The 25,620-nt window shown below is 70.6% G+C and carries 26 protein-coding genes; 9 read left to right on the plus strand and 17 right to left on the minus strand.

The window, feature by feature from the left end; all coding sequences use genetic code 11:
- The first annotated feature begins 28 nt into the window (after positions 1-28).
- The 4 genes from ACXJ1Y_RS03165 (at position 29) to ACXJ1Y_RS03180 (ending at position 4,669) form a co-directional block, all read left to right on the plus strand.
- Positions 29-1,930, plus strand: coding sequence for an ABCB family ABC transporter ATP-binding protein/permease (locus ACXJ1Y_RS03165; protein ID WP_463848721.1), 1,902 nt, complete (start codon positions 29-31; stop codon positions 1,928-1,930).
- Between the two features lie 154 nt (positions 1,931-2,084).
- Positions 2,085-3,056, plus strand: coding sequence for an ABC transporter substrate-binding protein (locus ACXJ1Y_RS03170; RefSeq protein ID WP_463850020.1), 972 nt, complete (start codon positions 2,085-2,087; stop codon positions 3,054-3,056).
- A 4-nt stretch (positions 3,057-3,060) separates the two neighbouring features.
- A complete protein-coding gene (locus ACXJ1Y_RS03175) occupies positions 3,061-3,870 on the plus strand; it encodes an ABC transporter permease (protein ID WP_463848722.1) in 810 nt (269 codons plus the stop codon).
- A 4-nt stretch (positions 3,871-3,874) separates the two neighbouring features.
- Entirely contained in the window at positions 3,875-4,669 is a 795-nt protein-coding gene (locus tag ACXJ1Y_RS03180; RefSeq protein WP_463848723.1) for an ABC transporter ATP-binding protein, read from the plus strand.
- A 10-nt stretch (positions 4,670-4,679) separates the two neighbouring features.
- Here the strand turns inward: ACXJ1Y_RS03180 and ACXJ1Y_RS03185 are convergent, their stop codons facing one another.
- The 3 genes from ACXJ1Y_RS03185 to ACXJ1Y_RS03195 all read right to left on the minus strand — a co-directional run bounded on the left by ACXJ1Y_RS03185 (position 4,680) and on the right by ACXJ1Y_RS03195 (position 6,372).
- Positions 4,680-5,054: a helix-turn-helix domain-containing protein gene (locus ACXJ1Y_RS03185; protein ID WP_463848724.1), complete on the minus strand. Its 375-nt coding sequence runs from the start codon at positions 5,052-5,054 to the stop codon at positions 4,680-4,682.
- Positions 5,055-5,086: 32 nt separating this feature from the next.
- Entirely contained in the window at positions 5,087-5,344 is a 258-nt protein-coding gene (locus ACXJ1Y_RS03190; RefSeq protein ID WP_463848725.1) for a type II toxin-antitoxin system RelE family toxin, read from the minus strand.
- A 137-nt stretch (positions 5,345-5,481) separates the two neighbouring features.
- Complete coding sequence (locus ACXJ1Y_RS03195; RefSeq protein WP_463848726.1) at positions 5,482-6,372, minus strand: NAD(P)-dependent oxidoreductase; 891 nt, start codon at positions 6,370-6,372, stop codon at positions 5,482-5,484.
- Between the two features lie 61 nt (positions 6,373-6,433).
- On the opposite strand from ACXJ1Y_RS03195, the gene ACXJ1Y_RS03200 reads away from it, so the two are divergent.
- The 4 genes from ACXJ1Y_RS03200 (at position 6,434) to mscL (ending at position 8,861) form a co-directional block, all read left to right on the plus strand.
- Positions 6,434-6,664 (plus strand): hypothetical protein, encoded by a 231-nt coding sequence (locus ACXJ1Y_RS03200; protein WP_463848727.1) that lies wholly within the window; start codon positions 6,434-6,436, stop codon positions 6,662-6,664.
- A gap of 135 nt (positions 6,665-6,799) precedes the next feature.
- Positions 6,800-7,510 carry a phosphatidylserine decarboxylase gene (locus ACXJ1Y_RS03205; protein WP_463848728.1) on the plus strand — a complete coding sequence of 237 codons (711 nt, stop codon included), beginning with the start codon at positions 6,800-6,802 and terminating at the stop codon, positions 7,508-7,510.
- Between the two features lie 12 nt (positions 7,511-7,522).
- On the plus strand, positions 7,523-8,359 hold the full coding sequence (locus tag ACXJ1Y_RS03210; RefSeq protein ID WP_463848729.1) for a CDP-alcohol phosphatidyltransferase family protein: 837 nt from the start codon (positions 7,523-7,525) through the stop codon (positions 8,357-8,359).
- Positions 8,360-8,432: 73 nt separating this feature from the next.
- Positions 8,433-8,861, plus strand: a complete 429-nt coding sequence (mscL, locus tag ACXJ1Y_RS03215; RefSeq protein WP_463848730.1) for a large conductance mechanosensitive channel protein MscL — start codon at positions 8,433-8,435, stop codon at positions 8,859-8,861.
- 4 nt (positions 8,862-8,865) lie between these two features.
- On the opposite strand, the gene ACXJ1Y_RS03220 is transcribed toward mscL, so the two are convergent.
- The 14 genes from ACXJ1Y_RS03220 to ACXJ1Y_RS03285 all read right to left on the minus strand — a co-directional run bounded on the left by ACXJ1Y_RS03220 (position 8,866) and on the right by ACXJ1Y_RS03285 (position 22,793).
- Complete coding sequence (locus ACXJ1Y_RS03220; RefSeq protein WP_463848731.1) at positions 8,866-9,135, minus strand: hypothetical protein; 270 nt, start codon at positions 9,133-9,135, stop codon at positions 8,866-8,868.
- Between the two features lie 138 nt (positions 9,136-9,273).
- Positions 9,274-9,687 (minus strand): DUF1236 domain-containing protein, encoded by a 414-nt coding sequence (locus ACXJ1Y_RS03225; RefSeq protein WP_342163623.1) that lies wholly within the window; start codon positions 9,685-9,687, stop codon positions 9,274-9,276.
- A 157-nt stretch (positions 9,688-9,844) separates the two neighbouring features.
- Positions 9,845-10,579, minus strand: a complete 735-nt coding sequence (locus ACXJ1Y_RS03230) for a NepR family anti-sigma factor (protein ID WP_463848732.1) — start codon at positions 10,577-10,579, stop codon at positions 9,845-9,847.
- Between the two features lie 150 nt (positions 10,580-10,729).
- Entirely contained in the window at positions 10,730-11,527 is a 798-nt protein-coding gene (locus ACXJ1Y_RS03235; RefSeq protein ID WP_463848733.1) for a class II glutamine amidotransferase, read from the minus strand.
- Positions 11,528-11,596: 69 nt separating this feature from the next.
- A complete protein-coding gene (locus ACXJ1Y_RS03240; RefSeq protein WP_463848734.1) occupies positions 11,597-11,908 on the minus strand; it encodes an oxidase in 312 nt (103 codons plus the stop codon).
- A gap of 2 nt (positions 11,909-11,910) precedes the next feature.
- Positions 11,911-12,576 carry a cytochrome c oxidase subunit 3 gene (locus tag ACXJ1Y_RS03245; protein WP_463848735.1) on the minus strand — a complete coding sequence of 222 codons (666 nt, stop codon included), beginning with the start codon at positions 12,574-12,576 and terminating at the stop codon, positions 11,911-11,913.
- The gene (locus ACXJ1Y_RS03250; RefSeq protein WP_463848736.1) at positions 12,573-14,249 is read right to left on the minus strand and encodes a cytochrome c oxidase subunit I; all 1,677 of its coding nucleotides are present in this window, start codon (positions 14,247-14,249) and stop codon (positions 12,573-12,575) included. The genes ACXJ1Y_RS03245 and ACXJ1Y_RS03250 overlap by 4 nt, the downstream gene beginning before the upstream one ends.
- Complete coding sequence (coxB, locus tag ACXJ1Y_RS03255) at positions 14,246-15,214, minus strand: cytochrome c oxidase subunit II (protein WP_463848737.1); 969 nt, start codon at positions 15,212-15,214, stop codon at positions 14,246-14,248. The genes ACXJ1Y_RS03250 and coxB overlap by 4 nt, the downstream gene beginning before the upstream one ends.
- On the minus strand, positions 15,211-15,696 hold the full coding sequence (locus tag ACXJ1Y_RS03260) for a hypothetical protein (RefSeq protein WP_463848738.1): 486 nt from the start codon (positions 15,694-15,696) through the stop codon (positions 15,211-15,213). The genes coxB and ACXJ1Y_RS03260 overlap by 4 nt, the downstream gene beginning before the upstream one ends.
- A complete protein-coding gene (locus ACXJ1Y_RS03265; protein ID WP_463848739.1) occupies positions 15,693-16,736 on the minus strand; it encodes a hypothetical protein in 1,044 nt (347 codons plus the stop codon). The genes ACXJ1Y_RS03260 and ACXJ1Y_RS03265 overlap by 4 nt, the downstream gene beginning before the upstream one ends.
- Entirely contained in the window at positions 16,733-17,266 is a 534-nt protein-coding gene (locus ACXJ1Y_RS03270; protein ID WP_463848740.1) for a c-type cytochrome, read from the minus strand. The genes ACXJ1Y_RS03265 and ACXJ1Y_RS03270 overlap by 4 nt, the downstream gene beginning before the upstream one ends.
- Positions 17,263-19,242 (minus strand): quinol:electron acceptor oxidoreductase subunit ActD, encoded by a 1,980-nt coding sequence (locus tag ACXJ1Y_RS03275; protein WP_463848741.1) that lies wholly within the window; start codon positions 19,240-19,242, stop codon positions 17,263-17,265. Before ACXJ1Y_RS03275 ends, ACXJ1Y_RS03270 begins: the two co-directional genes overlap by 4 nt.
- Before the next feature lie 3 nt (positions 19,243-19,245).
- Positions 19,246-22,188 (minus strand): TAT-variant-translocated molybdopterin oxidoreductase, encoded by a 2,943-nt coding sequence (locus tag ACXJ1Y_RS03280; RefSeq protein WP_463848742.1) that lies wholly within the window; start codon positions 22,186-22,188, stop codon positions 19,246-19,248.
- Positions 22,185-22,793 (minus strand): cytochrome c3 family protein, encoded by a 609-nt coding sequence (locus ACXJ1Y_RS03285; RefSeq protein ID WP_342163917.1) that lies wholly within the window; start codon positions 22,791-22,793, stop codon positions 22,185-22,187. The genes ACXJ1Y_RS03280 and ACXJ1Y_RS03285 overlap by 4 nt, the downstream gene beginning before the upstream one ends.
- Positions 22,794-22,992: 199 nt before the next feature.
- Here ACXJ1Y_RS03285 and ACXJ1Y_RS03290 point away from each other — a divergent pair, with 199 nt between their 5' ends.
- On the plus strand, positions 22,993-25,560 hold the full coding sequence (locus tag ACXJ1Y_RS03290; RefSeq protein WP_463848743.1) for an ABC transporter ATP-binding protein: 2,568 nt from the start codon (positions 22,993-22,995) through the stop codon (positions 25,558-25,560).
- Positions 25,561-25,620 lie beyond the last annotated feature (60 nt).

Raw genomic sequence — 25,620 nt, forward strand, 5'->3', positions numbered from 1 at the left:
CCGTAATCCCGCGCCAGAACCCCTTTCCATGTCCGATGCCACCCCGTCCCCGTCCGGGACGACCCCGCCCGCTCGCCCCGGCCTGATCGAGACCTACCGCCGCCTGTGGCCGCATCTCTGGCCGCACGGGCGCCCGGACCTCCAGCGGCGGGTCTTCATCGCCTTCGGATTACTCATCGTCGCCAAGTTCGCGACGATGGTCACGCCGTTCACCTTCAAATGGGCCACCGATGCCCTCGTCGCGGCGGTGGGGGGCCAGGAGAAGGGCGTGCCGGCCGGGCTGATCGCCGCGCCGATGCTGCTCATCGGCCTCTACGGCCTGTCGCGGGTGGCGATGGCGCTGCTCACCCAGGTCCGCGACGGGCTGTTCGCCAAGGTCGCGATGCACGCGGTGCGCCGCCTCGCGCTGATGACCTTCGCCCACATGCACGCCCTGTCCCTGCGCTTCCATCTGGAGCGCAAGACCGGCGGCCTCACCCGCGTGCTGGAACGGGGGCGCTCCGGCATCGAAGACCTGTCGCGCCTGATGGTGCTGACGCTGGTGCCGACCATCGTCGAGTTCGCGCTGGTGCTCGGCATCCTCGCCTACGAGTTCGACTGGCTCTACGCGCTGACCGCCTTCCTCACCGTGGCGGCCTATCTCGGCTACACCTACAAGGCGACGGAGTGGCGGATCGCTATCCGCCGCCGGATGAACTCCTCCGACACCGACGCCAACACCAAGGCGGTCGATTCGCTGCTGAACTACGAGACCGTGAAGTATTTCGGCGCGGAAGGCCGCGAGACCGCCCGCTACGATGTCTCGATGGCGAAATACGAAAAGGCCTCGACGCAGACCTATGTGTCGCTCGCGGTGCTCAACGCCGGGCAGGCGGCGATCTTCACCGCCGGCATGACGGTGGTGATGTGGCTGGCGGCGCGGGACATCCTGGCCGGGCGGACCACGATCGGCGGCTTCGTACTGGCCAACACCATGCTGGTGCAGCTCTCGATGCCCCTGAACTTCATGGGCATGATCTACCGGGAGATCAAACAGGCGCTCATCGACATCGACGACATGTTCCGCATCCTCGGGCAGAACCCCGAGATCGCCGACAAGCCGGGGGCGAAGCCCCTCGCGGTGGCCGGCGCCACGGTGCGGTTCGAGGACGTGTGCTTCGCCTACACGCCGGATCGGCCGATCCTGCGCGGCGTCTCCTTCGAAGTGAAGCCCGGCCAGACGGTCGCCATCGTCGGCCCCTCGGGGGCGGGCAAGTCGACCCTCTCCCGGCTGCTGTTCCGGTTCTACGAGCCGTCATCCGGCCGGATCAGCATCGACGGGCAGGACATCGCCACCGTCACGCAGGAATCGCTGCGCGCCGCCATCGGCATGGTCCCGCAGGACACGGTGCTGTTCAACGACACGATCGGCTACAACATCCGCTACGGCCGCCCCGATGCGAGCGACGCGGAGGTCCAGGAGGCGGCCCAGCTCGCCCAGATCGACCGCTTCATCTCCGGTCTGCCGGAAGGCTACGAGACGCCGGTCGGCGAACGCGGCCTGAAGCTGTCGGGCGGCGAGAAGCAGCGGGTCGCCATCGCCCGCACCATCCTGAAGGGGCCGCCGATCCTCGTCCTCGACGAGGCGACCTCGGCGCTCGATTCCTTCACCGAGGCCGAGATCCAGGACGCCCTCGACCGGGTGGCGCGGGGGCGCACGACCCTCGTCATCGCCCACCGCCTCTCCACCGTCGTCAACGCCGACGCGATCCTCGTCCTCGACAAGGGTGTGGTGGCCGAGCGCGGCACCCATGGCGAACTCCTCGACAAGGGCGGGATCTACGCCGCCCTCTGGGCGCGCCAGCGGGAGGCCGACGCCGCCCGCGAGGTGCTGGCGCGGGAGGCGGATGCGCCGTCGCTCCCCCGCTCCGAGCCGGTGGCGGCGGAATGACCGTCCGGGGCAAGGGCGGCAAGATGTATCCAGAATCCGGTTCACCCGGCTTCCACCGGGATTAACTTGGCCGCCGAAGCGATATACCCCTGAAGCAACACGGCCCAACAAGAAGGCCGGTCGGACGTCGTTCAGTCCCGGGGAGTGTATCGTGATCAGACATCTGCTGGCCGCCTGCGCCGCCGCCGTTGCGCTCGCCGCGCCGGCCCGCGCCGAGGACGTCGTGCGTCTCGGCAACCTCAAGTTCGCCCATTACGGCGCCATCTCCTACATGAAGGAGATCGCCCCGAAATACGGCCTCAAGATCGACGAGCGCCAATTCGCCAAGGGCGCCGACATCTACCCCGCCATGGCGGTGGACCAGATCGACATCGCGGCCTCCGGCGGCGATGGCGCGGTGGCGGCGCGCGGCAACGGCGTGAAGCTCATCGTGGTGGCCGGCTTCGCCGATGGCGGGGTGCGCATCCTCAAGCGGCCGGATCTGCCGGCCAAGAGTGCCGCCGACCTGAAGGGCCTCAAGGTCGCCACCGTCCGCGGCGGCACGCAGGACCTGATGCTCCTCGCCGAACTCGACAAGCACGGGATGACGTGGTCCGAGCGGCCCGGCAAGGACGTGCAGCTGACCTACTTCAACAACTACGCCGACCTGAACCAGGCCCTGGCGCAGAAATACGTCGACGTGATCTGCCAGTCCGAGCCGCAATCGACGCAAGCCATCAGCGCCGGCTGGGGCGTCGAGCTGGTGAAGCCCTACGACACGCCCATCGGCAAGCCGGTGCGTCCGCTGGTCATGACCGAGAAGATGTACACCGAGCGCCCCGAAGTGGCGCAGAAGGTGCTTAACCTCTTCGTGGCCGCGACCAAGGCCTTCATCGACGATCCGGCTCTGGCCGAGAAATACGTGCGCGAGCAGGTGTTCAAGGGCCAGTTGTCGAGCCAGGACTTTCGCGATGGCATGGCCAATGCCAGCTACACCTACGCGATGCCGGCCGGGCACATGCAGACCACGGCCGATTACATGATGAAGTACGGGCTGGGGAAGATGCAGAACCCGCCGAAATCGGATGCCGAGTGGGTCAAGCTCGACCTGCTCGAGAAGGCCAAGGCGAACCTGAAGGTCAACTGAGGCGATGGCGCTCTCGTCCTTCCGCGGCGCCCTCGTCCCGGTGGCGCTGCTCCTCCTCTGGGAGGTCATGAGCCGGACCGGCGTGGTCTCCCCCGTGGTGCTGCCCCCGCCCTCGGCGGTGGCGGTGAAGTGGTGGGCCGGGCTCCAGCCGGCGCTGCCCTACGATCCGGGGCAGGAGAGCTACCTCTCCTGGCTGTTCTCCGGCGAGATGCCGCACGATGCTGTCTCCAGCCTCGGCCGGGTGCTGGCGGGCTTCGCGCTGGGCGCCGGGCTCGCCGTGCCGATCGGCTTGCTCCTCGGGACCAGCGACAGGCTCTACGGCCTGTTCAACCCGCTGTTGCAGGTGCTGCGGCCGATCCCGCCCATCGCCTATATCCCGCTGGCCATCGTCTGGTTCGGGCTCGGCAACCCGCCGGCCCTGTTTCTGATCGCGCTGGGGACCTTCTTCCCGGTGCTGGTGAACACCATCGCCGGGGTGCGGCAGGTCGATTCGATCTACATCCGCGCCGCCCGCAACCTCGGGGCGGGCCGCTGGACGATGTTCCGCCGGGTGATCCTGCCCGCCGCGAGCCCCTTCGTGCTGGCCGGAATGCGAATCGGCATCGGCACCGCCTTCATCGTGGTGATCGTCGCCGAGATGATCGCGGTCTCCGACGGGCTCGGCTACCGCATCCTCGAAGCCCGCGAATACATGTGGTCGGACAAGATCATCGGCGGCATGCTGACGATCGGCATCCTCGGCCTGATCATCGACGGCGCCATGAGCCGGCTGAACGACCACCTGCTGCGCTGGCACCGCGGCCTGGAGCGCTGAACCCATGTCGGCAGAGATCGTCGTCTCGAACGCCGTCAAGGTGTTCGGCAGCGGCAGCGCGGGCGTGCCCGCGTTGCAGGACATCACCGCCACGGTGCCGGAGGGGCAGTTCCTGTGCCTGCTCGGCCCCTCGGGCTGCGGCAAGTCGACCCTGCTCAACGCCATGGCGGGCTTCACCCCGCTCACCTCCGGCGCGATCACCATCGGGGGCAAGACCGTCCGGGAGCCGGGCCCCGACCGGGGCATGGTGTTCCAGGAATACGCCCTGTTCCCGTGGATGAGCGTCGAGGACAACGTCCGCTTCGGCCTCGACGTGAAGGGGGTGCCCCGCGCCCAGGCCGACGCGACGGTGGCGCGGATCACGGAAAAGCTCGGCCTGTCCGACTTCCTCAAGCGCTATCCGAAGGACCTCTCCGGCGGCATGCGCCAGCGGGTGGCCATCGCCCGTATCCTCGCCCTCGACCCGCCGGTCATGCTGATGGACGAGCCCTTCGGCGCCCTCGACGCGCTGACCCGGCGGACCCTGCAGGACGAGTTGCTGCGGATCTGGTCGGAGTACCGGAAGACCATCGTCTTCGTGACGCACTCCATCGAGGAGGCGATCTACCTCGCCGACCGCATCCTCGTGATGACCTACCGCCCCGGCCGCATCAAACGCGACGTGAGCGTGCCCATGCCCCGCCCGCGTGATCCGGCGAGCGCCGAGTTCAACGCGATCAAGCGGGAGCTCGGCCAGTTGGTCATGGAGGAGCAGGCCCGCTTCACCGACGCGGAGTTGCACGCGCCGGCGGTGGATTGAGGGATCGACCCTACCCCGCCAGATCGTCCAGGGTGACGTCGAGGGCTTCGGCGAGCTTGCGATAGGTCTCCACGGTCCCGTCGCGCTTGCCGGTCTCGATCTGCGAGAGGAAGGCTTGCGCGATGCCGGCCTTCGCGGCCAGTTCCGATGCCTTGAGCCCACGGTGCTCGCGCCAGACGCGGACGCGGCTCTCCCCGGAGAGGAGGCGGTCCACAACCGCCGAGGGTACGAGTTCCTCTTCGCCCGCCGCCAGCCGCTGGCGGAACGCGGCGACGGCGGCCCGGTCGCCATTGTCCTCCGCCGCTTCGACGAGCGCCGCATAATCGGCCTCGGCCAGAAGGACGAGGCGCTCCCCCGCCGGGGTGGTGATGGTCTGGACGTTCACGGGCACCTCCATGGCCGGCTGTCGAAGCGATCTCATCGGTCGTACACGCTGCCGCGCGGTGCGATGCGGATGACGGCGATTACCACGCTGTCTTCCGTGAACAGGACGCGCCAATCACCCACCCGCAACCGCAACACTCCAGGCTCACCTTTGAGCATCTTCACATTGTTGCCGAGGGCGCCAGGATCGACGGCGTAGTGTTCCATCTTGCTGCGGATCAACCGGGACACGTTGGCCGGCATGCGGCTCAACGCGCGGAGAGCATCCCGACTGTAGACGACCTGCGGCATCGCTCATCATAACAAGATGCGAATCGCACATATAGCGTTATGCTATAGCCGTCACCAGAGCAATCCAGGCCAGCGGGACTGCTCCGAACGACGCGTATCCCTCATCGCGTCGCTGTGCTCGCAAGGAAGGGCGGTACTCACCCCCGCACCTTCACCCCCAGCAGGGTCTCGAACGGGAGAACCATGGCGCCCTTGTCGCGGTCGCCGTGGCCCTGGCGCAGGGCGGTCTGGTAGGTGGCGGTGGCCGCCGCCGTGACGGGGAGGGGGAAGCCGTTCTCGGCGGCCACCGCGGCGGCACTTACGAGGTCCTTGTAGGCCTTGGCGAGGGGGTAGCCCTCGTCGAACTCACCCTTGAGGATGCGCGGCACGAAGTATTGCGAGGCGTAGCTCCGGCTCGTGCCCGTCGTGACGACTTGGCCCAACTGGGCCGGATCGAGCCCCATCGCCACCGCCATCGGCAGCACCTCGGCCAGCGCCGCGATGTTGATGTCGTAGAGGACGTTGTTGACCGTCTTGGTGAGCTGCCCCGCCCCCGCCGGGCCCATGTGCAGCACCGTGGCGCCGAACCGGTCGAGGAGCGGGCGCACCGCCTCAAACGCCTCCGGGGCGCCGCCGCACATCACGGTGAGCGTCCCTGCCTCCGCCCCGGCGGGCGCGCCTGAGACCGGCGCGTCGAGGAAGCGCCGGCCGCACGCTTCCAGCGCCCGGCCGATGCGCAGGGCGTCGGCATGGGTGGTGGTGCTGAGATCGACCACGATGGCGCCCGGCGCGAGGCGCTCCGCGATGCCGTCCGCCCCGAACAGGGCCGCCTCCACCACCGCCCCATCGGGCAGGCACAGGAACAGCACGTCGGCCCCCGCGATCCGGCTCCGGTCGGTGGTGGCGACGAGCCGCGGCCTATCGAGGCCGGCGAGGCGGGCGGGCTCGGCATCGCAGGCCGTCACGGTCTCGGGGCCCTTGGCTGCCAGATGCCGGGCGATGGGCGCGCCCATGGCGCCGAGGCCGAGGAAGGCGATGTGCTGGCTCATGGGCGCCTGAACTCCGAAGCGAATCGCTTCTTTTCCTAGCGGCGCTGTGTATCATGCCGCCATGACCGAGCTACTGGAACGAGCCATCGCGCGCGTCCGCGCGCTCCCCGACGCCATGCAGGACGATGCCGCGCGGATGCTGCTGGTGTTCGCCAACGGCGAGGACGAACCGGTGTATCACCTGTCTCCCGAGGAAGAGGCATCGCTGGCCAAGTCGCGTGCCCAAGCCACGCGTGGGGAGTTCGCCTCGGACGAGCAGGTTCGGGCGCTTTGGGCGAAGTATGGCGCGTGAAGCTCCGCTTCACACCGGATGCTCTTGCCGAGATCGATGCCGGGCGAGCGCCCCCATCCCGACCCCGAAAGTTGACGCGGGCTTAACGGGCTGCCATCCGCCCGGCAGAGATCCGACGCCCCGAGCCCTTTCAGAATGACCGACCTCATCGAGACGATCCGGCGGACGCTGGTGCCGATCCACAAGGAGGGCTACCCCTTCATCCTGATCGGCATCGTGCTGACCGTGCTGGCGGGCTACTTCTCCCAGTTCTTCGGATGGATCTTCCTGATCCTCACGCTCTGGGTCTGCTACTTCTTCCGCGATCCCGAGCGCGTCGTGCCCACGGGCGACGGGCTCGTCGTGTCGCCGGCCGACGGGCGGGTGAACCTCATCGCCACCGTCCTGCCGCCGCCGGAACTCGACCTGCCGCAGGTGCCGACGCTGCGCGTCTCGGTGTTCATGAACGTGTTCGATTGCCACGTGAACCGCATGCCGGTCGCCGGCCGCATCGGGCAGATCCACTACACGCCCGGCTTGTTCCTCAACGCTGAGTTGGACAAGGCGAGCGACGACAACGAGCGCAACGGGCTCGTCATCGAGTCGAGCCATCGCGGCACGCCGACGCGGATCGGCGTGGTGCAGATCGCCGGGTTGGTGGCGCGGCGGATCGTCGGCTTCGTCTCGGCGGGGGACACCCTGGCGGCGGGCGACCGGTTCGGGCTGATCCGGTTCGGCTCCCGCGTCGATGTCTACCTGCCGGCCGGCACCCGCGTCCTCGTCGGCCTCGGCCAGAAGGCGGTGGCGGGGGAGACCGTGCTCGCCGACCTCGGCGGCGGCCCCGAGCGCAGCTTCCGCCGGATCTGAGGGATGCCTGTCGTGGACGACCTCTTCCCGCCCTTCGAGCCGGATCCGAACGAGCCGCGCCCGCGCCGGTTCAAGCCGGTGCCGTTCCGCATGATCGCCCCGAACATGATCACCCTGATGGCGCTCTGCCTCGGGCTGACGGCGATCCGGCTGGCCTTCGAGGGCAAGTTCGAGCCGGCCGTCATCTCCGTGGTGGCGGCGGGCGTACTCGACGGGATCGACGGGCGGGTGGCGCGCCTGCTCAAGGGCACCTCCCGCTTCGGCGCGGAGCTCGATTCGCTGGCCGACTTCGTGAATTTCGGCTGCGCCCCGGCGCTGATCCTCTACGGCTTCGTGCTGTTCCACCTGAAGTCGCTCGGCTGGATCATCGCCCTGATCTTCGCCATCGCCATGGGCCTGCGCCTCGCGCGGTTCAACGCGATGCTGGACGACCCCTCGCGGCCGGAATGGAAGAAGGATTTCTTCGTCGGCATGCCGGCCCCCGCCGGGGCGTTGACGGCGATGCTGCCGCTCTACCTGCACTTCCTCGGCCTCACCTTCGATGCCTGGGCGGCGCCGGCGGTGCTGGCCTACGTGCTGTGCATCGCGCTGCTCGTGGTCTCCACGGTGCCGACCTTCTCCGGCAAGACCATGGGCAAGCGGGTGCCGCGCGGCCTCGTCCTGCCGATCTTCCTCCTCGGCGTCGCGGCCTTCGGCATCCTCATCAGCTACCCGTTCGAGGCGCTGGTCGCGGTGAGCGGGGTGTATCTCGTCACCATCCCAGTGGGCGCGGCGCAGTATCGGCGCCGCGCGAAGGCCGAGCAGGCCGCCCTCAGCGACGAGAGGGCCACCGCAACCGACGGTGGATAGCGCGTGAGACCCGGTTCCCACCCACCCGCAGCGTGAGGCACGGTCTCACGCGGTCGCCGGAGCGGAGGTGGGGATGCTCGAAGAATTCAAGAAATTCGCCCTGCGGGGCAATGTCGTCGATCTCGCGGTGGGTGTCATCATCGGCGCGGCCTTCGGCGCCATCGTCACCTCGGCGGTGCAGGACCTGTTCATGCCGGCCATCGGCGCCGTCACCGGCGGGCTCGATTTCTCGAACTACTACCTGCCCCTGTCCTCCAAGGTGCAGACGGGGCTCGCCTATACCGAGGCCAAGAAGCAAGGCGCGGTGCTGGGTTACGGACAGTTCCTCACCGTCTCGCTGAACTTCGTCATCGTCGCCTTCGTGCTGTTCATGGTCATCCGCGCCATGAACAAGCTGCAGCATGCCGAGGACAAGAAGCCCGACGCCGTCGCCGAGGTCCCGGCCGACGTGAAGCTGCTCGGCGAGATCCGCGACATCCTCGCCACGAAGCCCAAGGTCTGAGGCGTCAGGCGTCCTTCGACGGCTCCGGCTTCACGCCGAACGCATCGAGGATACGCTCCAGGGCCTCGCCCACGGCCTCGGTGCCTTCCTCATGGGTCTTGAGGCGGGTCTCCAGGCGGCGCAGCTGCGGCTCGAACTCGCCGGGGATCTCCGGCTCGTCGCCGAGGAAGCGCGGCTTGTCGGCCACGGGGATCGTGCCGCGCAATTGCTGGCCGAGATGGTCCCGTACCGGCTCGGGCAGGACCGGCCTGCCTTCGGCTCCGTCGTCGTTCATGGGGGAAGCCTCCTCCGTTGGAATGGCGCACGCGAAAAGGGCCCCGAAGCTGACGCGCTTCGGGGCCCAGGGCCGCACTCATCCCGCCGGAGCGGTGGTCGTTCCGGCGGGACGTGCCCTCGGGCGAACCCGGAACGCTTAGTCGATCACCTCGACGATGCGGTGGCTGCGGTCCACCAGCACCGGACGGTCGTTGACGACGGTGTAGCGGTAGCCCGGCTGCACGCGGTACTCGTTCGGGACCTCGTAGTAGGTCACGCCCGAGGACGGCAGGGTGGAGCCCACGGCGACGCGGCCGTCGTAATCGTACGAGCGGACGTTGCGCTCACGGACATAGCTGCGGAAGCGCGGGGCCATGTCGACGCCGAGAATGCCGCCCACGGTGCCCGTGGCCGCGCCCACCGCGCCGCCGACGATCCCGCCGATCGGGCCGGCCGCGTCCGCGCCGGCGGCAGCGCCGCGCTCGGCACCGGGGACGAGGCCCTGCGCCTGGGCGGCGAGGGGCAGCGAGAGGGCGAGGGCCGAGGCGGCCAGGAGGGTCTTGAAGGTCATACGGATGCTCCGTTTCCGTGTCGTTCCGCCGCATGGATGCAGCGAAGCTCGGGCCAACAACGCCCCATCCCCGGATTCGGATGCATCGATTTTTGAGGCCTCTCCCGGGCCGGCGCCGTCATGGTGTCCGAACGGCTAACCGCTCGGACGACGTCGTTCACGCGTCGGGCATGGCCGACTGGATGAACCGGTCGGAGCCCAGATCCTCCTCGTCGTAGCCGAGAAGTTCGGCCAGACGGCCCCGGGCGCGGCTCACGCGGCTCTTCACCGTGCCGACCTTGCACCCCATGATCGTCGCCGCCTCCTCGTAGGAGACGCCCTCCGCGCCGACCAGGACCAGCGCCTCGCGCTGGTCCGGCGGGAGCTTGGCCAGCGCCGATTGCAGATCCTCCACGTCGAGCCGGTCGCCCTGGTGCGGGGCGGTGGCGAGGCGGGCGGCGTAGGAGCCGTCCTGGTCCTCGACCTCGCGGACCCGCTTGCGGTGATCCGAGTAGAAGATGTTGCGCAGGATCGTGAACAGCCACGCATTGAGGTTCGTGCCCGGCTGGAAGCGGGCGCGGTGCTGCCAGCCCTTGAGAAGGGTGTCCTGCACGAGGTCGTCCGAGCGGGCGGGGTTCGAGGTCAGCGACAGGGCGAAGGCGCGCAGGCTGGGCACCGCCGCGAGAAGCCCGTCGCGGAATTCCGGCTCGATCGCCTCGCCGCGCGCGCGCAGGGCGGCTTCGAGCCGGTCGATGAGTTCGGCGAAGCGAACCGGCATCGTGTCTTCGTTGAGCCGGTCATAGGCGGTGCGTAGATGCTCGCCGAGATGGGTCCGGATCGAGGACGACAGGTTCGGACGCTCGTCCGAGGAACCGTCCTGCGCGTGCAGGACGGCGTTGTCTTCGCGGGTCATGCTCGTCGCACTCGTCAGCTTGTCGTGACCCGGCCGCCGGTCCAAAGCGGCCGAGGAGCGCGCTTGAGGGCCGGTGACTGGGTGAACGCCCGACCTATGCGCGCCTGTTACCTGGGTTGTAGCGCATCGGAGCCGCGCATGCACCCTCGCTCAAGTCGCATGTGCGCAACCGTTGCGCCCCCTCAACACCCGCACCTCGCCCTCGCGCAGGGTGAGCATGTCCCCGCGCTCCACCACGGTCCAGCTTTCGTCGCGGGTCAGGGCCTGCGTGGCGACCACGGTCACGACGTCGTTGGCGGTGGTCTCGCGGGCGAAATCGATGGTCCAGTCCTCGTCGATCAGGGTCGCCTTGCCGAAGGGCGAGCGCCGCGTGAGGTAGCAGAGCCGCTTGCCGCAATGGGCGTAGAGGGTGCGGCTGTCGGACATCAGCATGTTGAACACGCCGAGGGCGTGCAATTCGGCGCAGAGGTCGGCGACGATCCGGTCCAGGGTGGCGGGCCGGGGCAGGGTCTTGAACCGGGCGTGCAGGCGCCCGAGCATCCAGCAGAAGGCGTGCTCGCTGTCGGTGGTGCCGATGGGGGTGAAGGCGCCGAGTTCGAGGCGCTTCACGCCCTTCAACTGTCCGTTATGGGCGAAGGTCCAGCGGCGGCCCCACAACTCGCGGGAGAAGGGGTGGGTGTTCTCCAGGCTGACCCGGCCGCGATTCGCCCGACGGACATGGCCGAGGACGATGCAGCTCTTGATCGGCATGTCGCGCAGGAGCCGCGCGAGCTGCGAGCGCGAGCTCGGCTCCGGCTCCAGGAAGCTGCGGGTGGTGCGCCCCTCGTAGAAGCTGATGCCCCAGCCGTCCGCATGCGGTCCGGTCTCGCCGCCGCGCCGGGCGAGGCCCGCGAAGGAGAAGCGGATGTCGGTCGGCACGTTGGCGCTCATGCCGAGCAGTTCGCACATCGGACCGGACGGAGGTGAGGGGAGGAAGGCAGCCGTTTAAGCGCCTTGGCCTATCCGAACAACCGGAAATCAGCGTCCGAGGTAATCGGTGAGGGTCATGCCGACCATGATGCAGACCCAGAAGAAGCCGAGCCCCGAGAACAACCGGATCAGCGGCGGCTCCTCGATGACCTCCATGGAGACGAGGAGGATGGTGGCCGCCATCAGCGCGACCACGCCGAGTTCGATGGCCCAGACATGGGCGAAGGGCAGGGTGGCGCCGAGGGTGACGTTGACGGCGAGCAGCGCCAGCAGCGCCAGGAAGGTCAGCACCGGCTTGCGCATCCGCCGCTTCAACTGCGCCCGGTCGGCCGGGGTGAGGGCGGAGAGGGGGGTGCGCATGGTCAGGTCCCCCGGTTGACGACATAGAGGATCGGAAAGGCCAGGATCCACACGAGATCGATGAAGTGCCAGTAGAGGCCGTAGATCTCGATCCAGTTCTGGTGCCGCGCCAGGAACCCGGCCTTGGCCGCCATCCACGTCATGCCGAGGAGCAGCGCGATGCCGGTGAACAGGTGGACCGCGTGCAGCATGGTCGCGACGTAGTAGAGGTTCACGAACAGCCGCGCGGCCGGCGTCTCCTCCAGCGCGAAGGGGCGCGAGGACAGGAACGGCATCATGTGCTCGTCCCAGTCGGCGTAGTACTCGTAGCCCTTCAGCACGAGGAACAGGGTCCCGAGGGCGGCGGTGGCCAGCATGGCGCGCACCATCGCCCGCTGCCACCCCATCCGCGAGAACTCGATCGCCATCGACATGGTGAGGCTCGAACAGATCAGCACCACGGTGTTGGCGGCGCCGATCCAGAACTTCAGGTGCCGCGCCGCCGCGACCGTCGCCTCGGGGTGCTGGATACGCAGGATCAGCGCCACGAGGAACAGCGCGGAGAAGAGCAGAAGCTCGGTGATGAGCCACGCCCAGATGCCCAGCGTCGTGGCCTCGCGCTGCTGGGCCACACTCTCGAAATGATGGGCGCGGGCGACCCCGACCCCCTTGGCGAGCCCCTCGCTCATCGGTGCTGGTCTTTGGATTCAGTGGCCTGGATCGGATAGTCGTAGGGAATGCGGGGCACCTCCGGCGGGCTGACGAAGTTCAGCGTCGGCGGCGGGGAGGAGGTCTCCCATTCGAGCCCCTTCGCGTCCCATGGGTTGGCCGGCGCCTTGCGGCCGAACCACAGGGAATAGACGAGGTAGAGCATCGGGAAGATGTAGCCCGCCGCCAGGATCGTCGCCCCGGCCGAGGAGAGCACGTTGAGGAGCTGGAATTCCGGCGGATAGGTCGCGTAGCGCCGGGGCATCCCGAGATACCCCAGGATGAATTGCGGGAAGAAGGTGACGTTGAAGCCGAGGAAGATCAGGATCGCGGAGACCCGGCCCCACGGCTCGCTGTACATGCGGCCCGTGAATTTCGGCCACCAGAAGTGCAGGCCGCCGAGGAAGGCCAGCACCGTGCCACCGACCATGATGTAGTGGAAATGCGCGACCACGAAGTAGGTCGCGTGGATGTGCTGGTTGATCGCGAGCGTCGCGAGGTAGAGCCCGGTCAACCCGCCCAGCACGAACAGGCCGATATAGCCCATCGCGTAGAGCATCGGCGTGTCGAGCCGCAGCGCGCCCTTATGGATCGTCGCGGTCCAGTTGTAGACCTTCACCGCCGAGGGCACCGCCACCGCGAAGGAGAGGGCGGAGAAGACGAGGCTCGCCAGATCGCTCTGGCCGTTGACGAACATGTGGTGGCCCCACACGAAGAACGTCACGGAGGCGAGCCCGATCGAGGCGTAGGCCACGAACCGGTAGCCGAACAGCTTCTTGCGGGCGAAGGCGGGGACGATCTCCGAGATCACGCCCATGCCCGGCAGCACCATGATGTACACGGCCGGGTGCGAATAGAACCAGAACAGGTGCTGGAACAGCACCGGATCGCCGCCGAAGGCCGGATCGAACACCCCGACATGGAAGGCCCGCTCGGCGATGAGCAGGATCAGCGCCGTGGTGATGACGGGCGTCGCGAGGAGGAAGATCAGGCTCGTCGCGTAATGCGTCCAGACGAAGATCGGCAGTTTGAACCACGTCATGCCGGGCGCGCGCATGGTGTGGATCGTCACGACGAAGTTGAGCCCCGTCAGGATCGAGGAGAAGCCGACGATGGTCACGCCGATCAGCGCCGGCAGCACCCAGGTGTTCGAGAAGGCGGTGGAGAGGGGTGCGTAGAAGGTCCAGCCGGTGTCGACGCCGCCGAGCACCACCGAGACGAGCGTGAACAGCGCGCCCGCCATGAACACGTACCAGCTCGTCAGGTTGAGCTTGGGGAAGGCGAGGTCCTTGGCCCCGATCATCAGCGGGATCAGGAAGTTGCCGAAGGTCGCGGGGATGGAGGGGATCAGGAAGAACCACACCATCACCACCCCGTGGATGGTGAAGGCCTTGTTGTAGGTGTCGTTGGTCATGATCGCGCCGTTCGGCACGACCAGCGCCAGCCGCACCACCCCCGCCGCCAGGGCGCCGATGACGAAGAAGCCGGTGATCGAGGCGAGGTAGAGCAGCGCGATGCGCTTGTGGTCCGTGGTGAGGAACCACGAGCGCAGGGTCGATTCCGCGTGGAGGTAGTCGGGCTTGCGCCCGATCGTGGCCTCCGGCGCGTGCGGCTCGCGGTGGGCCGCGCCTTCGATGGTGCCCGATGCGCTCATCGCGTCGCCTCCGCGGATTGGCCGGGCCTCGGATAGGCCTTGATGAAGTCGACGATCTTGTTGAGCTCGTCCTCCGGGATCCGCCCGGCGAAGCTCGGCATCACCTGCTTGCCCCCGCCGGCGAGCTTGTCGCCGTTGGGGTTCAGGATCTTCTGGCGCAGCCATTCGTCGTCCGCGACGACACTGCGCCCGTCGGCGAGGGCGACCTTGCTGCCGGAGAGGCCGGCGAGGCTCGGCGCCTTCACCGGGGAGCCCGGCTCGTGGCAAGAGGCGCAGCCATAGGCCTCGTAGAGGGCGCGGCCGGCGGCGGCGACGCCCTGCTGCGCCCCGGCATGGACCAGCCAATCCTGGTAGTCGCCGGGGTTCATGAGGGTCAGCTTGCCGCCCATCACCGAATGGTCCGTGCCGCAATATTCGGAGCAGTAGAGGTGGAAGGTGCCGACCTTGTCGGCCTTGAACCACATCTCGGTGTAGCGGTCGGGCAGGGCGGCGACCTGCATCCGCACGGCCGGCAGGTAGAGGGCGTGGATCACGTCCTGGCTGATGATGCGCAGCTTGATCGGCTGGCCGATCGGCAGGTGCAGGTCGTTGATCTCGGACTGGCCGGTGGGATGCTGGAACTTCCACATCCATTGGCGCCCGATCACCTCGACCACCATCGCGTCCGGCGGCGGGTTCTTCGAGTCCACGAAGAGCCGCGCGCCCCACACGAAGAACACCAGGGTGAGCAGGAACGGGATCAGCATCCAGCTGATCTCGATGAGGTTCGAGCGGATTCCCGAGGGCGACCGGTCGGCGTCCGAGCCCTCCCGGTAGCGCAGGGCGAACCACGTGATGGCGATGAACACCGGCACGGTGAGCACGAGCGTCAGCACCGTGAAGGCGAGGATCAGCTCGTCGGCCTCGACGGCGCTGGCCGAGGCGGCGACGGGCCAGAGTTGCAGCGCGGCGTGATCGGGGGTCATCGCGACGGCCCCCCACCGTCGAGGGAGCGCCCGACCGCGAGGGTCATCGCCCGGTCGATGGGGATGCGGGCGCGGGTCCGGGCGGGGTCGAGGTAGCCGTAGCCGTCGATGGCGGCGCGGGCGGCATCCCGCTGCCGATCGAGGTCGGCATAGGGGTCGGGCTGGAGGTTCGGCGGCGGCGGCACGAGGCGGGTCGTCTGCTGCGGGGTGAGCGTCGGCAGGGCCGCGCGCTGGCGCGATTCCGTGACGCGGATGAACAGCACCATGCCCCCGATGACGGCCGCGGCCGACAGGGCGAGGCCGCCCATCACGAGCACGGTGTTGCGGACGTTGACGTCGCTGGTCTCGTGGCCCGGCCCGTCCGGCCGGCGGGCGGGCTTGCCCGCCTCGGCCCGGTGGCGCACGAGGCCGGTGGCCTTCAGCGCCAGGGCCGCGAGCATGGCCGGCACGAGCCCGGCCGGGCGTTGTCCCTCGCCGCTCATCGGGCCTTCCTCCGGCGGGGCGGCGCCCAGCGCCGCGCGAGGAGCGGATGCAGCAGCCCGGCGAGGCAGGCGACCGCGACGCAGGCGAGCACGTCCGCCGGGCGGATCGCGAACCGGTCGCGCACGGAGGGCGTGACCAGCCAGAACATCTCCAGGGCGTGGACCCCGATGGCGGCGGCGGCCAGCGCGCGGGTGATGACCCGGCCCGGCCGCAGGGTCGCGAGCCCGGCGAGGCTCGCCACCACGCCGGAGGCGATGGCGAGGCTGCGGCCGGTCCAGCCGCCGCGCGCCGAGTACCACGCCACCTCGGCGGGGAGGTTCGCGGACCAGACGATCAGCGCCTGCAGGAAGTGCATGTAGGCCCAGAGGCCGAGGAGCACGACGAGGGGGATGAGCCGCCCCCGCCCCGGCACGGCGCGGCCCCGGCCGATGGGCTCCGGCTCCTCCCAGGCGAGGAGGATCGCGGCGGCGAAGGCGAGCCCGCTCCAGGCGGTCATCAGCAGCAGGCCGAGGAGGGCGGAATCGAGCCTCGGATCGAGGGCGGCGACCACGTCGATGGCGAAGAGCGTGCCGATGAGCGCGTGCAGGGCGACCGCCGGCACGGTGCGGCCCTCGCCGGGGGCCTCGAAGGGCCGGGCGAAGCGCAGGCACAGCCACGTCCAGATGCCGAGATAGACGGCGGCCCGCGCGAGGAAGAACGGCGCGGTGAACCACAGGGCGGCCAGCGGCGTGCGCGGCGGCTCGTGCATCCACGGATAGAGGAGGAGGCTCGCGACGAGCACCGGAACGCCGAGGAGCGCGGCAGCCGGCATCAGCGCCATGAGCCGCCGCAGGCCGGCGAGCATCTCGACGCCGCCGCGCTCGCGCAACTTCCGGCCGAAGCGCTCGGCCACCACCGTGATCGGCAGGGCGCCGACGGGCAGGGCAAGGAGCACGAGCCACGCGGCGAGGCAGGACGCCGCCGCGCCCCGGCTTCCGCCGGCATAGAGCGCGAAGGCGAGCGCCCCGGCGCCGAGGAGGGCGAAGAGGGGCAGCCTCATCGCACCGTCTCCAGGGCCGCGCGGTCGGTCTCGGGCAAGGCCGCGACGGGCACGTCCCGGCTGATCTGCAGGGCGCGGACATAGGCGACGATGGCCCAGCGATCCGCCGAGGGGATCATCTGCGCCATGCCGAACATGCTGCGGTATCCGTTCGAGATGGCCCCGTAGATCTCGGGCGCCCCGGCGGCGCGCAGCCGCTCCGAGCCGAGGTCGCCCGCCGGGGCGAGGCCGCGATCCACGATCATGCCCGCGCCCTTGCCGTCCTGCCCGTGGCAGGGGGTGCAGAACACGGCATAGCGCTGGCGCCCGCGCTCCACGAGGGCGGCGGTGATGGTCCCGGGCTGGGGCACCTCGCGGGCCGGATCGAGGCGGGGCACCGTCCCGGCCACCGGATGGCGCATCGTCATCTCTTTGGGGAAGAACGGGTTCTTGTCCCAGCTGCGGGCCTTGGCCTGGTCGTCCATGTTGGCCTCGCCGCAGGCGGCGAGCGGCAGCACGGCCAGAAGGGGCAGGAGGAGGCGCCGGCTCATCGCGGAATCCTCGCGATGGCGAGGGGACGCCCGCCGCCCTGGGGCAGGGCGGCGAGGCGGCGCTCGATGCGCGCGGCCTCCGGGCCGTCGTCCCGCAACTCGGCGGCGAGGAAGAACCGGTCCTGCGAGGTGTTCAGGAAGCCGGGGATGTTGAAGGCCGGGTGGTTCAGGCGCGGCAGGCGGTTCAGCCAGAGCAGCGCGGCGTGGACGGCCAGACACCCGGTGAGCATCGCGAAGGACACGCTCGGCACCACGAAGGAGGGCCAGGAGAAGCGCGGCCGCCCGCCGATCAGGAACACGTAATCGTAGGCCGTGGCGTAGATGCACATGCCGTAGAAGGCCGCGCCGCCCGCGAGCGCCCCGCCCAGGGCATAGGGCAGGATCGAGCGGCCCTCGAGGCCGAGCGCCCGCAGGGTGCGGGGCATCGGCACGGGGCCGTAGCCGTCGAGACGGATGCGGTCCCGCAGGGAGGAGAGCGCCTGCAGGGCGGCGGCGAGTTCGGCCTCGCTCGGGAAGGAGGCGGCCACACCCCAGAGGGGCGCGTCCCGCTCCGCGTCCGGCCGCCGTGCCGGCGCGGCGGCCTCGGCCTGCGCGCCGGTCGGCACGAGGCGGCGGATCTCGGTGATCGAGACCGACGGCAGGTAGCGCACGAACAGCAGGATCAGGGCGAGGAACAGCCCGATCGAGCCGGCGAAGGTGGCCACGCCCCAGTGATCGACCGCGTAGGGCAGGCGGGAGGAGGGCAGGAAATCCTGCGTCAGGGTGACGACGAGGATCATCACGTGGTCGGCATAGGCGCCCGCCGCCACGAGGAGCCCGACCACGGCGAGGATCAGCGGCGAGCGCCGGGCGCGGGCGGACCAGAACGCCTGCGGCGGCAGGGTGAGGCCGATCACCGCCGCCCAGAAGGCAAGGGCGTGGCCGCCCTCCATCCGGCGCACCAGCACGGCGCGGCCGGCGGCATCGCCCGCCAGGAACGTGTCGAAGATCTCGGCGCCGTAGCAATAGGCGCTGGCGCAGCCGAGGCAGAGCATCAGCCGCGCGAGCACGTCGAGGTGGCGGTCTGTGACGAGGCTCGACAGCCCGTAGACCCCGCGCACCAGCATCATGAGCGCCGCCGTGACGCCGACGCCCGAGAGCACCGCGTGGACCAGGAAGCTCACCGGCATCAGCGTGCCGTGCCAGCCCGGCATCACGGAGCCCGCCAGCATCACCGAGGCGCCGGTCTGCACCGAGACGACGAGGAGCACCCCGAGCAGGGCGACGATCCGGTAGGCCTGCCCCCGGATCTGCCAGTGGGCGGCCGAGCCGCGCCAGCCCGAGGCGAGGATGCCGTAGGTCCGCGCCCGCATGAGGGCGGATTTCCGGGTCGGGGCCACGGCCTCGATCTGCCGCGCGGCCTCCGCGTAGGCGCGGTCGCGCAGGCAGGCGATGTCGGGCAGGAGGCCGATGTACCAGAGGCTGAGCGCCACCACGAGGAACGACACGATGTCGATGGCGTCCCACAGGAGCGGCGAGCGGAATTGCGGCCAGAGCCCGAAGGTGTTCGGGTAGGGCAGGTTCCAGTAGAAGTACCAGGGCCGCCCGAGATGGATGATCGGGTAGAGCCCGGCGGCGGCGGTGGCGAGCAGCCCCACCGTCTCCGCGACGCGGCTCACCGGCCCCCGCCACTCGACGCCGAGCAGCAGCAGGATGCCTGAGACGAGCAGGCTGCCGCAGGCGACGCCGATCCACCAATCGTAGCTCGCGATGTCGAGCGCCCAGACGACGGCGTTGTTGTTGTCCCAGATCCCGACGCCCTCGTAGACGAGGTAGCAGAGGGTGAAGGCGAACAACCCGAGCAGGGCGGTGGCGCCCGCGAAGGCGATCCACCACGTCCGGCCGGCGGGATGGGCGAGGGTAATCGCCGTCACCGCCTCGCCGACGGAGCGCATGTTTTCGCCGGGGCGGATCGCGGGGGCGGGCTCGCGGATCATGCCTCAGCCCTCCCGGCCGGCGGGGACGAGACCGGCGAGGTAGGTGGTGCGCGGCTTGGTGTTGAGGTGCCCCAGCAGCGAGTAGTTGCGCGGGTCGCGCTTGGCCGCGGAGACCTGGCTCTCCGGGTCGGCCACGTTGCCGAAGGTGATCGCCCGCGTCGGGCAGGCGCCCTGGCAGGCGGTCTCGACCGTCCCGTCGGGGATCGGGGCGTGGGCGTCCTTAGCGGAGTCGATCCGGGCCGCCGCGATGCGCTGGATGCAGTAGGTGCACTTCTCCATCACGCCGCGCGCCCGCACCGTCACCTCCGGGTTGCGCTGCTGCTGCGTCACCGGGGGCATCCCGCCGGAATAGTCGAGGTAGTTGAAACGCCTGACCTTGTACGGGCAGTAGCTCTGGCAGGTCCGCGTCCCGACGCAGCGGTTGTAGACCTGCAGGTTCAGCCCCTCGCTGTCGTGGAGCGTCGCCTCCACCGGGCAGCCGAGTTCGCAGGGCGCGGACTCGCAATGCATGCAGTTCACGGGCTGGAAATGCGTCGCCGGGGCCTCCGGGTCGCCCTCGTAGTAGCGGTCGATGCGGATCCAGCCGAGCCAGCGCCCGCGCGCCACCTCCTCGCGGCCGACCACGGGAATGTTGTTCTCGGCCTGACAGGCGGTGACGCAGGCGTTGCAGCCGGTGCAGGCGTCGAGGTCGATCGCCATGCCCCATTGCGCGGCCGTCCAGCGGTCCTGCGACTCGGGCGGCGGGTAGAAGGAGGGCGGGTTCGCGCCCTTCGGATCGCCCGCCGGGGCGCCGCCGGGCACCTGGGTGCGGATGATCTGCCGGCCCTCCTCGTCGTCGGGCAGGGCGCCGAGATGCTGGGTCGTGGCGGGCATCCGCCGCTCGCCCGTGCGCACGAGGCGCGCCCCCGACAGCCGCCAGGGCGTCTCGGGGGCGCGCAGGGCGCCGGCATCGTAGCCGAGGCCCTGCGAGAGATGGTCGGGCACGTTCCGGCCGTAGCCGAGGCAGAGCGTCACGGTGTCGGCGGCCTGACCGGGCAGGATCCAGGCCGGGCCGGTGACGGAGCGCCCGCCCGCCTCGATCCGCACGAGGTCGCCGTCGGCGAGCTTTTCGCGGGCGGCCAGCGCCGGGCTCACGGCGACGACGTTCTCCCACACCACCTTGGTCAGGGGCTTGGGCAATTCCTGAAGCCACGCGAGGTCGGCATGGGTGCCGTCGTAGAGGGTGCCGTCCGGCCGGAACACCACTTCGAGGCCGCCCGCCGGGGCGGCGGGCGTCGCGGCGGCGCCGGTGAGCGTGACCGCCTCGGCGGGCGCGGCGCTGTCGGGCAGGAAGCCGGTGCGCAGGGCCTCGGCGAAGCGCGCCTCGAAGGCGGCCTCGTCCTCGCCTTGCCCGCGCCAGCGCGCCTTGAGCAGGGCCAGGGGATCGGCCGCCCCGTCCGCGCGGGCGAGGAAGGCGACGATCTCCTGCGGCGTGTGGCCGTTGTAGAAGGGCGAGACCGTCGGCTGGATCAGCCCCACCGTCCCGTCGAGGGAGCGCACGTCGCCCCAGGATTCGAGCGGATGGGCCAGCGGCAGGTGCCAGTCGGCATGGGCGCCGGTCTCGTCGAAATACAGCCCGACATGGATCTTGAGCGGCACCCGCTCCAGCCGCGCAGCAAAATCGAGGGCGCCCGGCGCGTCGTAGACCGGGTTCGTGCCGAGCACGATCAGGGCCTGCACCTCGCCCCCGTCCATCGCCTTGGCGAGGTCGGCGAGGGAGCCCGCGCCGTCCTGCACGGCCGGCGAGACATGGCGGAGCGTCGCGCCCTCGTTGCCGAGCGCCCCGTTGAGGCGGTGCACGAGGTCGTGCAGGTCGGGGCTCGCCGTCAGCCCCGCCGTCACGATGCCCTCGCCCCGCGCGGCGCTCAGGGAATCCCAGGCGCGGCGCGCCCAGCGCGCGGCCGGGTCGGCGCCCTCCGGCGCGGCCCCACCGGAGGCGGCGGCGAGCATCGCCCGCGCGATCTCCTCCAGGCGCCCGGCGGCAACGGGCAGGGCGTCGTCGGCCTTGGAACTGGTGAGGCCGGGCGTCGGCGCGGCGGAGAAGAGCGGCAGCAGGCGACCCTGCGCGAGGGCGGCCCGGCGGGCGTCGGCCCAGCGCCGCGACAGGCCGACCTGCCCCGGCCCGAGATCGAGGAAGTCGCCATCGAGGGCGACGATGGTCTTCGCCTTGGCGAAGTCGGGCAGGGTCTCCACCGGGCGGCCGAAGGCCCGGCGGGCGCCCTCGAGGATCCCGTCGCGGGTCGAGCCCGCGTACCAGCGCATCTCCGGGTAGGCCGCGCGGAGCTTGTCGAGTTCGGCCGCGAGCGTCGGGGAGGTGACGGGCCCGGTGAGCAGGGCGACGCCCTTGCCGCGCGCCGCGCGCCAGCGTTCCGTCTCCCCCAGCATCGCCGCCTCGAAGGACGCCCAGGAGGCGGGGCGTCCCAGGTGCTGCACCGCCTGGCTGCGGAACGGGTCGTAGAGGCCGAGGATCGAGGCCTGGGCGAGCACGTCGGTGCCGCCGCGGCTCCAGGGATGGTCCGGGTTGCCCTCGATCTTCAGGGGCCGACCGTTGCGGGTGGTGACGAGGATGCCGTTGCCGAACCCGTCGAACTGCGCGCTCGACGCGTAGGACAGGGCGGCGCCGGGCAGGATCCGCTCCGGCTCCTTCACGTAGGGCACTTCGTATTCGCGCCCGTCCGGCCCCCCGCAGGCGGCGAGGCCGCCGAGCGCGAAGGACGCGGCCATGAGCTTGAGGAAGCCGCGCCGCCCCGGCTGCGCGGCCAGCCGCGTGGCCGCCGGGAACTCGGCCGCGAGGTAGGTCCGGAACTCCTCCGAATCCGCCACCGCGTCGAGGCTGCGCCAGAAGCGCGGGCCGTCGCCGCCGTCCAGCCGGGCGCGCAGGGCCGTGAGGTCGGGCACGCCTGTCATCGGTGGCAGATTCCGCATTCGGTGAGCCGCTCGCCGCCGCGCACGTGGTACTGCGCGGCGAGCTTCGGCCCGAGGCTCGCCTGGTCGGCGGCGGGCTTCCAGTTCATGTTCCAGACTTCGTCCGGCGTGCGGAGGTACTTCTCGGGCGCCCGGTGGCAATCGAGGCAGAACTGCATCTCGAAGGCGTTGGCGCGGTAGGTCATCTGCATCGACGTCACGTCGCCGTGGCAGGTCGAGCAGCCGACACCCTTGGTCACGTGGACCGAGTGGTTGAAGTAGACGTAGCCCGGCAGCTTGTTCAGCCGCTGCCAGACGAGGGGCTTGTCCTGCGTGTAGCTGTCACGCACGGGCTTCAGCATGTCCGAGCCGGTCCAGATCTGTGAGTGGCAGGTCATGCAGGTATGGGTCGGCGGGAGCCCGGCGCTGGCCGTCTTCTCGACGCCCGTATGGCAATAGCGGCAATCGACGCCGAGTTCGCCCGCATGGTGCTTGTGGCTGAACGGCACAGGCTGGCTCGGGGCGATGCCCACGCCCGTGACGTAGCTCGACCGCACGATGCCCGCGCCCAGGACCGGCACCGCGACGAGGCAGGCGACCAGCGTCATCAGCACGAGGCGATAGAGTGCGTCCGCGCCGGGGGAGAAGAGTTGCGCCGTCGCGGGGGCCCCTGGCCGGTCGTCGGCGTTCCCGTTCAAAAACCAGCCCTCCGGTGCGCTGCCGCGAAGGTAGCGCCGTTGGGATAGCGCGCCAGCCCTGCGGCTGCGGCCAATCGTGCTCCGCCGCGTCGGCTGTATAAGGGAGCGCATGGATACCGATCCTCTGCGCATCACCTGGCGGAACGCGCGGCGCCTCCATGCCGCGGCGACGGCGCTGGCGGTGGGCCTCGGGGCGCCGCTCTGCACCCTGGCGCTCCTGTGCATGCGCGACCTGATCGGCGTGATGCCCCGCGACGAGGCGCCGAGCGTGCCGTTCCTGCGGGTCACGGTGGCGATGCCGCAGGGGGAATGGGTGCTGGCGAAGGGCTGGCCGATGCGGCCGGCGGACCTGGAACTCGCGGGCTTCCTCGGCATCGCCGGCTGCGCCCTGGCGCTCGCCGCCGTCGGCTGGCTGGTCGCGGTGCTGTGCTTCCGCGCCCAGAACCGCGCGGCGGACGCCGTCCGCGACCGGGCGATCCGCGCGGTCATCGCCTCGCCGGCCACGGCGCGGGACGACCTCCGGGGCATCGCCCGGCTGCTGGGTGAGGTCCTGAGCCGCACCGAGCGGCTTCTGGCGGCGGGCATCGTCGTGCCGGCCATGACCCTCGTGGCGGTCACCCTCGCCCTGGCCTTCGCCGCCATCGCCGCGCCGCGCCTCGTGCCGGCGGCGGCGGTGGGCCTCGCGGCGGCGGCCCTCGCGGACGCGCTGATGCTGCGCCGGGGCCGCGAGCGGCAGGATCTGCGCATCCGCACCGCCGCGCGGGTCGAGGCCGGTCTCGGCGACCTCGTGCGGCGCCTGCCCGCCGTCCGCAACCACGGGGCGGGCGCCCTGGAGATGGCGCGGATCACCTCCCGCGTCGCGGTCAACCGCGCCAAGATCGCCCGCGCCGAGGCGCGCCTCGCCTATGCGCGCGGCCCCGCCGTGGCCCTGGCGGCGATCCTGCCCGCGCTCGCCATCGGCACGGCCCTGTGGCGCTCCGGCCTGAAGGGCGAAGCTGCCGCGTCGCCGCCGGTGGAGCCCGCCGACCTCGCGGCGGCGGCGGGCGCCTTCGGCGTGGCCGCGTGGCTCGTGGGCGCCTGCGTGCGGCTCTGGCTCACGCGACAGGCGGTGCGGCCCCGCCTGCGGGACCTCGCCCGCACGGTCGTGGCCCTCGACGGCCGCACGGGCTCCCGCCCGGCGCCCCCGGTGACGCGGCGCCTGCCGGAGGCGGGAACGCTCGCGGCGAAGGATGTCGGCGCCTTCGATCCGGCCACGGGCGAGCGGCTGGCCCGCTCCGACGTGGCGGTGACGATGCCGGGCCATGTGGCGATCACCGGGGGGCGCGGCAGCGGCGCGCGGGTGCTCGCGGCGGTGCTCGCCGGGCAGATCGAGCCCACCGCCGGCGCCGTGACCTATGCCGGGCTCGACCTGTCGTCCCTCGACCCCATCCAGCGGGCGCGGCGCATCGCCTTCGCGGGGGGCGAGGCGATCCTCGTGGAGGGGAGCCTGCGCCAGAACCTGCTCTACGGCACCAAGCCCGGCCTCGCCCCGGACGACATCGCGCTGATCGGCCTCTGCCGCCTCACCGGGCTCGACGGCTTCGTCTACAGCCGGGGCCTCGAAGGGCGGCTCGACGCGAAGACCGATCCCGACTTGGCCGCCGCCATCGTCGCGGCGCGGCGGGGGATGCAGGCGGCGCTGGCCGCCGAGGGGGCGGGCCGGCTGATCGAGCCGTTCGACCCGGAGCGCTACAACCACCAAGCCAGCGTCGGCGAGAACATCCTGTTCGGCACGCCGGTCGGGGGCGCCTTCGCCCCGGCCCGGCTCGCCCGCAACCCCTACATGCGCGCAGTGCTGGAGGCGGAAGACCTCGTGCGCCCGCTCACCGAGATCGGCCTCACGGTGGCGCGCATGACCGTCGAGATCTTCTCGGAACTGCCGAACGATCACCCGCTCTTCGACGCTTACTCCCTGTTTCCATCCGCCGAGCGGGGCTATTTCGAGGATCTGGTGGTGCGCCTGCCCTCCGCCACGGGCCTGCGGCGGGGGCCGGCGGGCCAGCGCGACCGGAAGCGGCTGATCGGCCTCGCCCTGCGCTACAGCGAGACGCGCCACCGCTTCGGCCTCATCGACCCCGCCTTCGAGGAGAGGCTGCTCCAGGCCCGGCGCTCCTTCGCGCGGATGCTGCCCGCCCACCTCTCCGGGGCGGTCGAGTTCCACGATCCCGCGCGGATCAACCCGGCGGCGAGCCTGGAGGAGAACCTGCTCTTCGGCCGGGTGAGCCTCGGCGAGGCCAATGCCGAGCCGCGCGTGCGGGCGCTGCTCCGGCGCTTCCTCGCCGACGAAGGGCTGGAAGCCGCCGTCTACCGGCGGGGCCTCGACAGCGAGGTCGATCCCACGGGCGGCGGCGCCCTGTCGGACGGGGCGATCGGCGCCCGCGACCGCATCGCCATCGAACTCGTCCGCTGCCTCGCCCGCGAGCCGGACATCCTCGTCATGGCCGTGCTCGAAGCCCGCCAGCCGGACGATTTCGCCGCGCGCCTCGCCGGGCTGCGGCGCCTGCGCGCCGGGCGCGGCCTCATCGTCTGCCTGCACGGCCCCACGGTGCCGGACGGGCTCGATCCGTTCGACGCGGTGATCGCCGTGGAGAACAGCGCGGTGGTGCCGCAGGCGGACGCGGTGCCCGAACCCGTTTAGGCGGCCTCACCGGCGCCGCAAAGGCGGGCGAAGATCGTTGGCTTAACAGTCGGTTAAGCA

It is taken from the genome of Methylobacterium sp. TK26 (assembly GCF_055361565.1).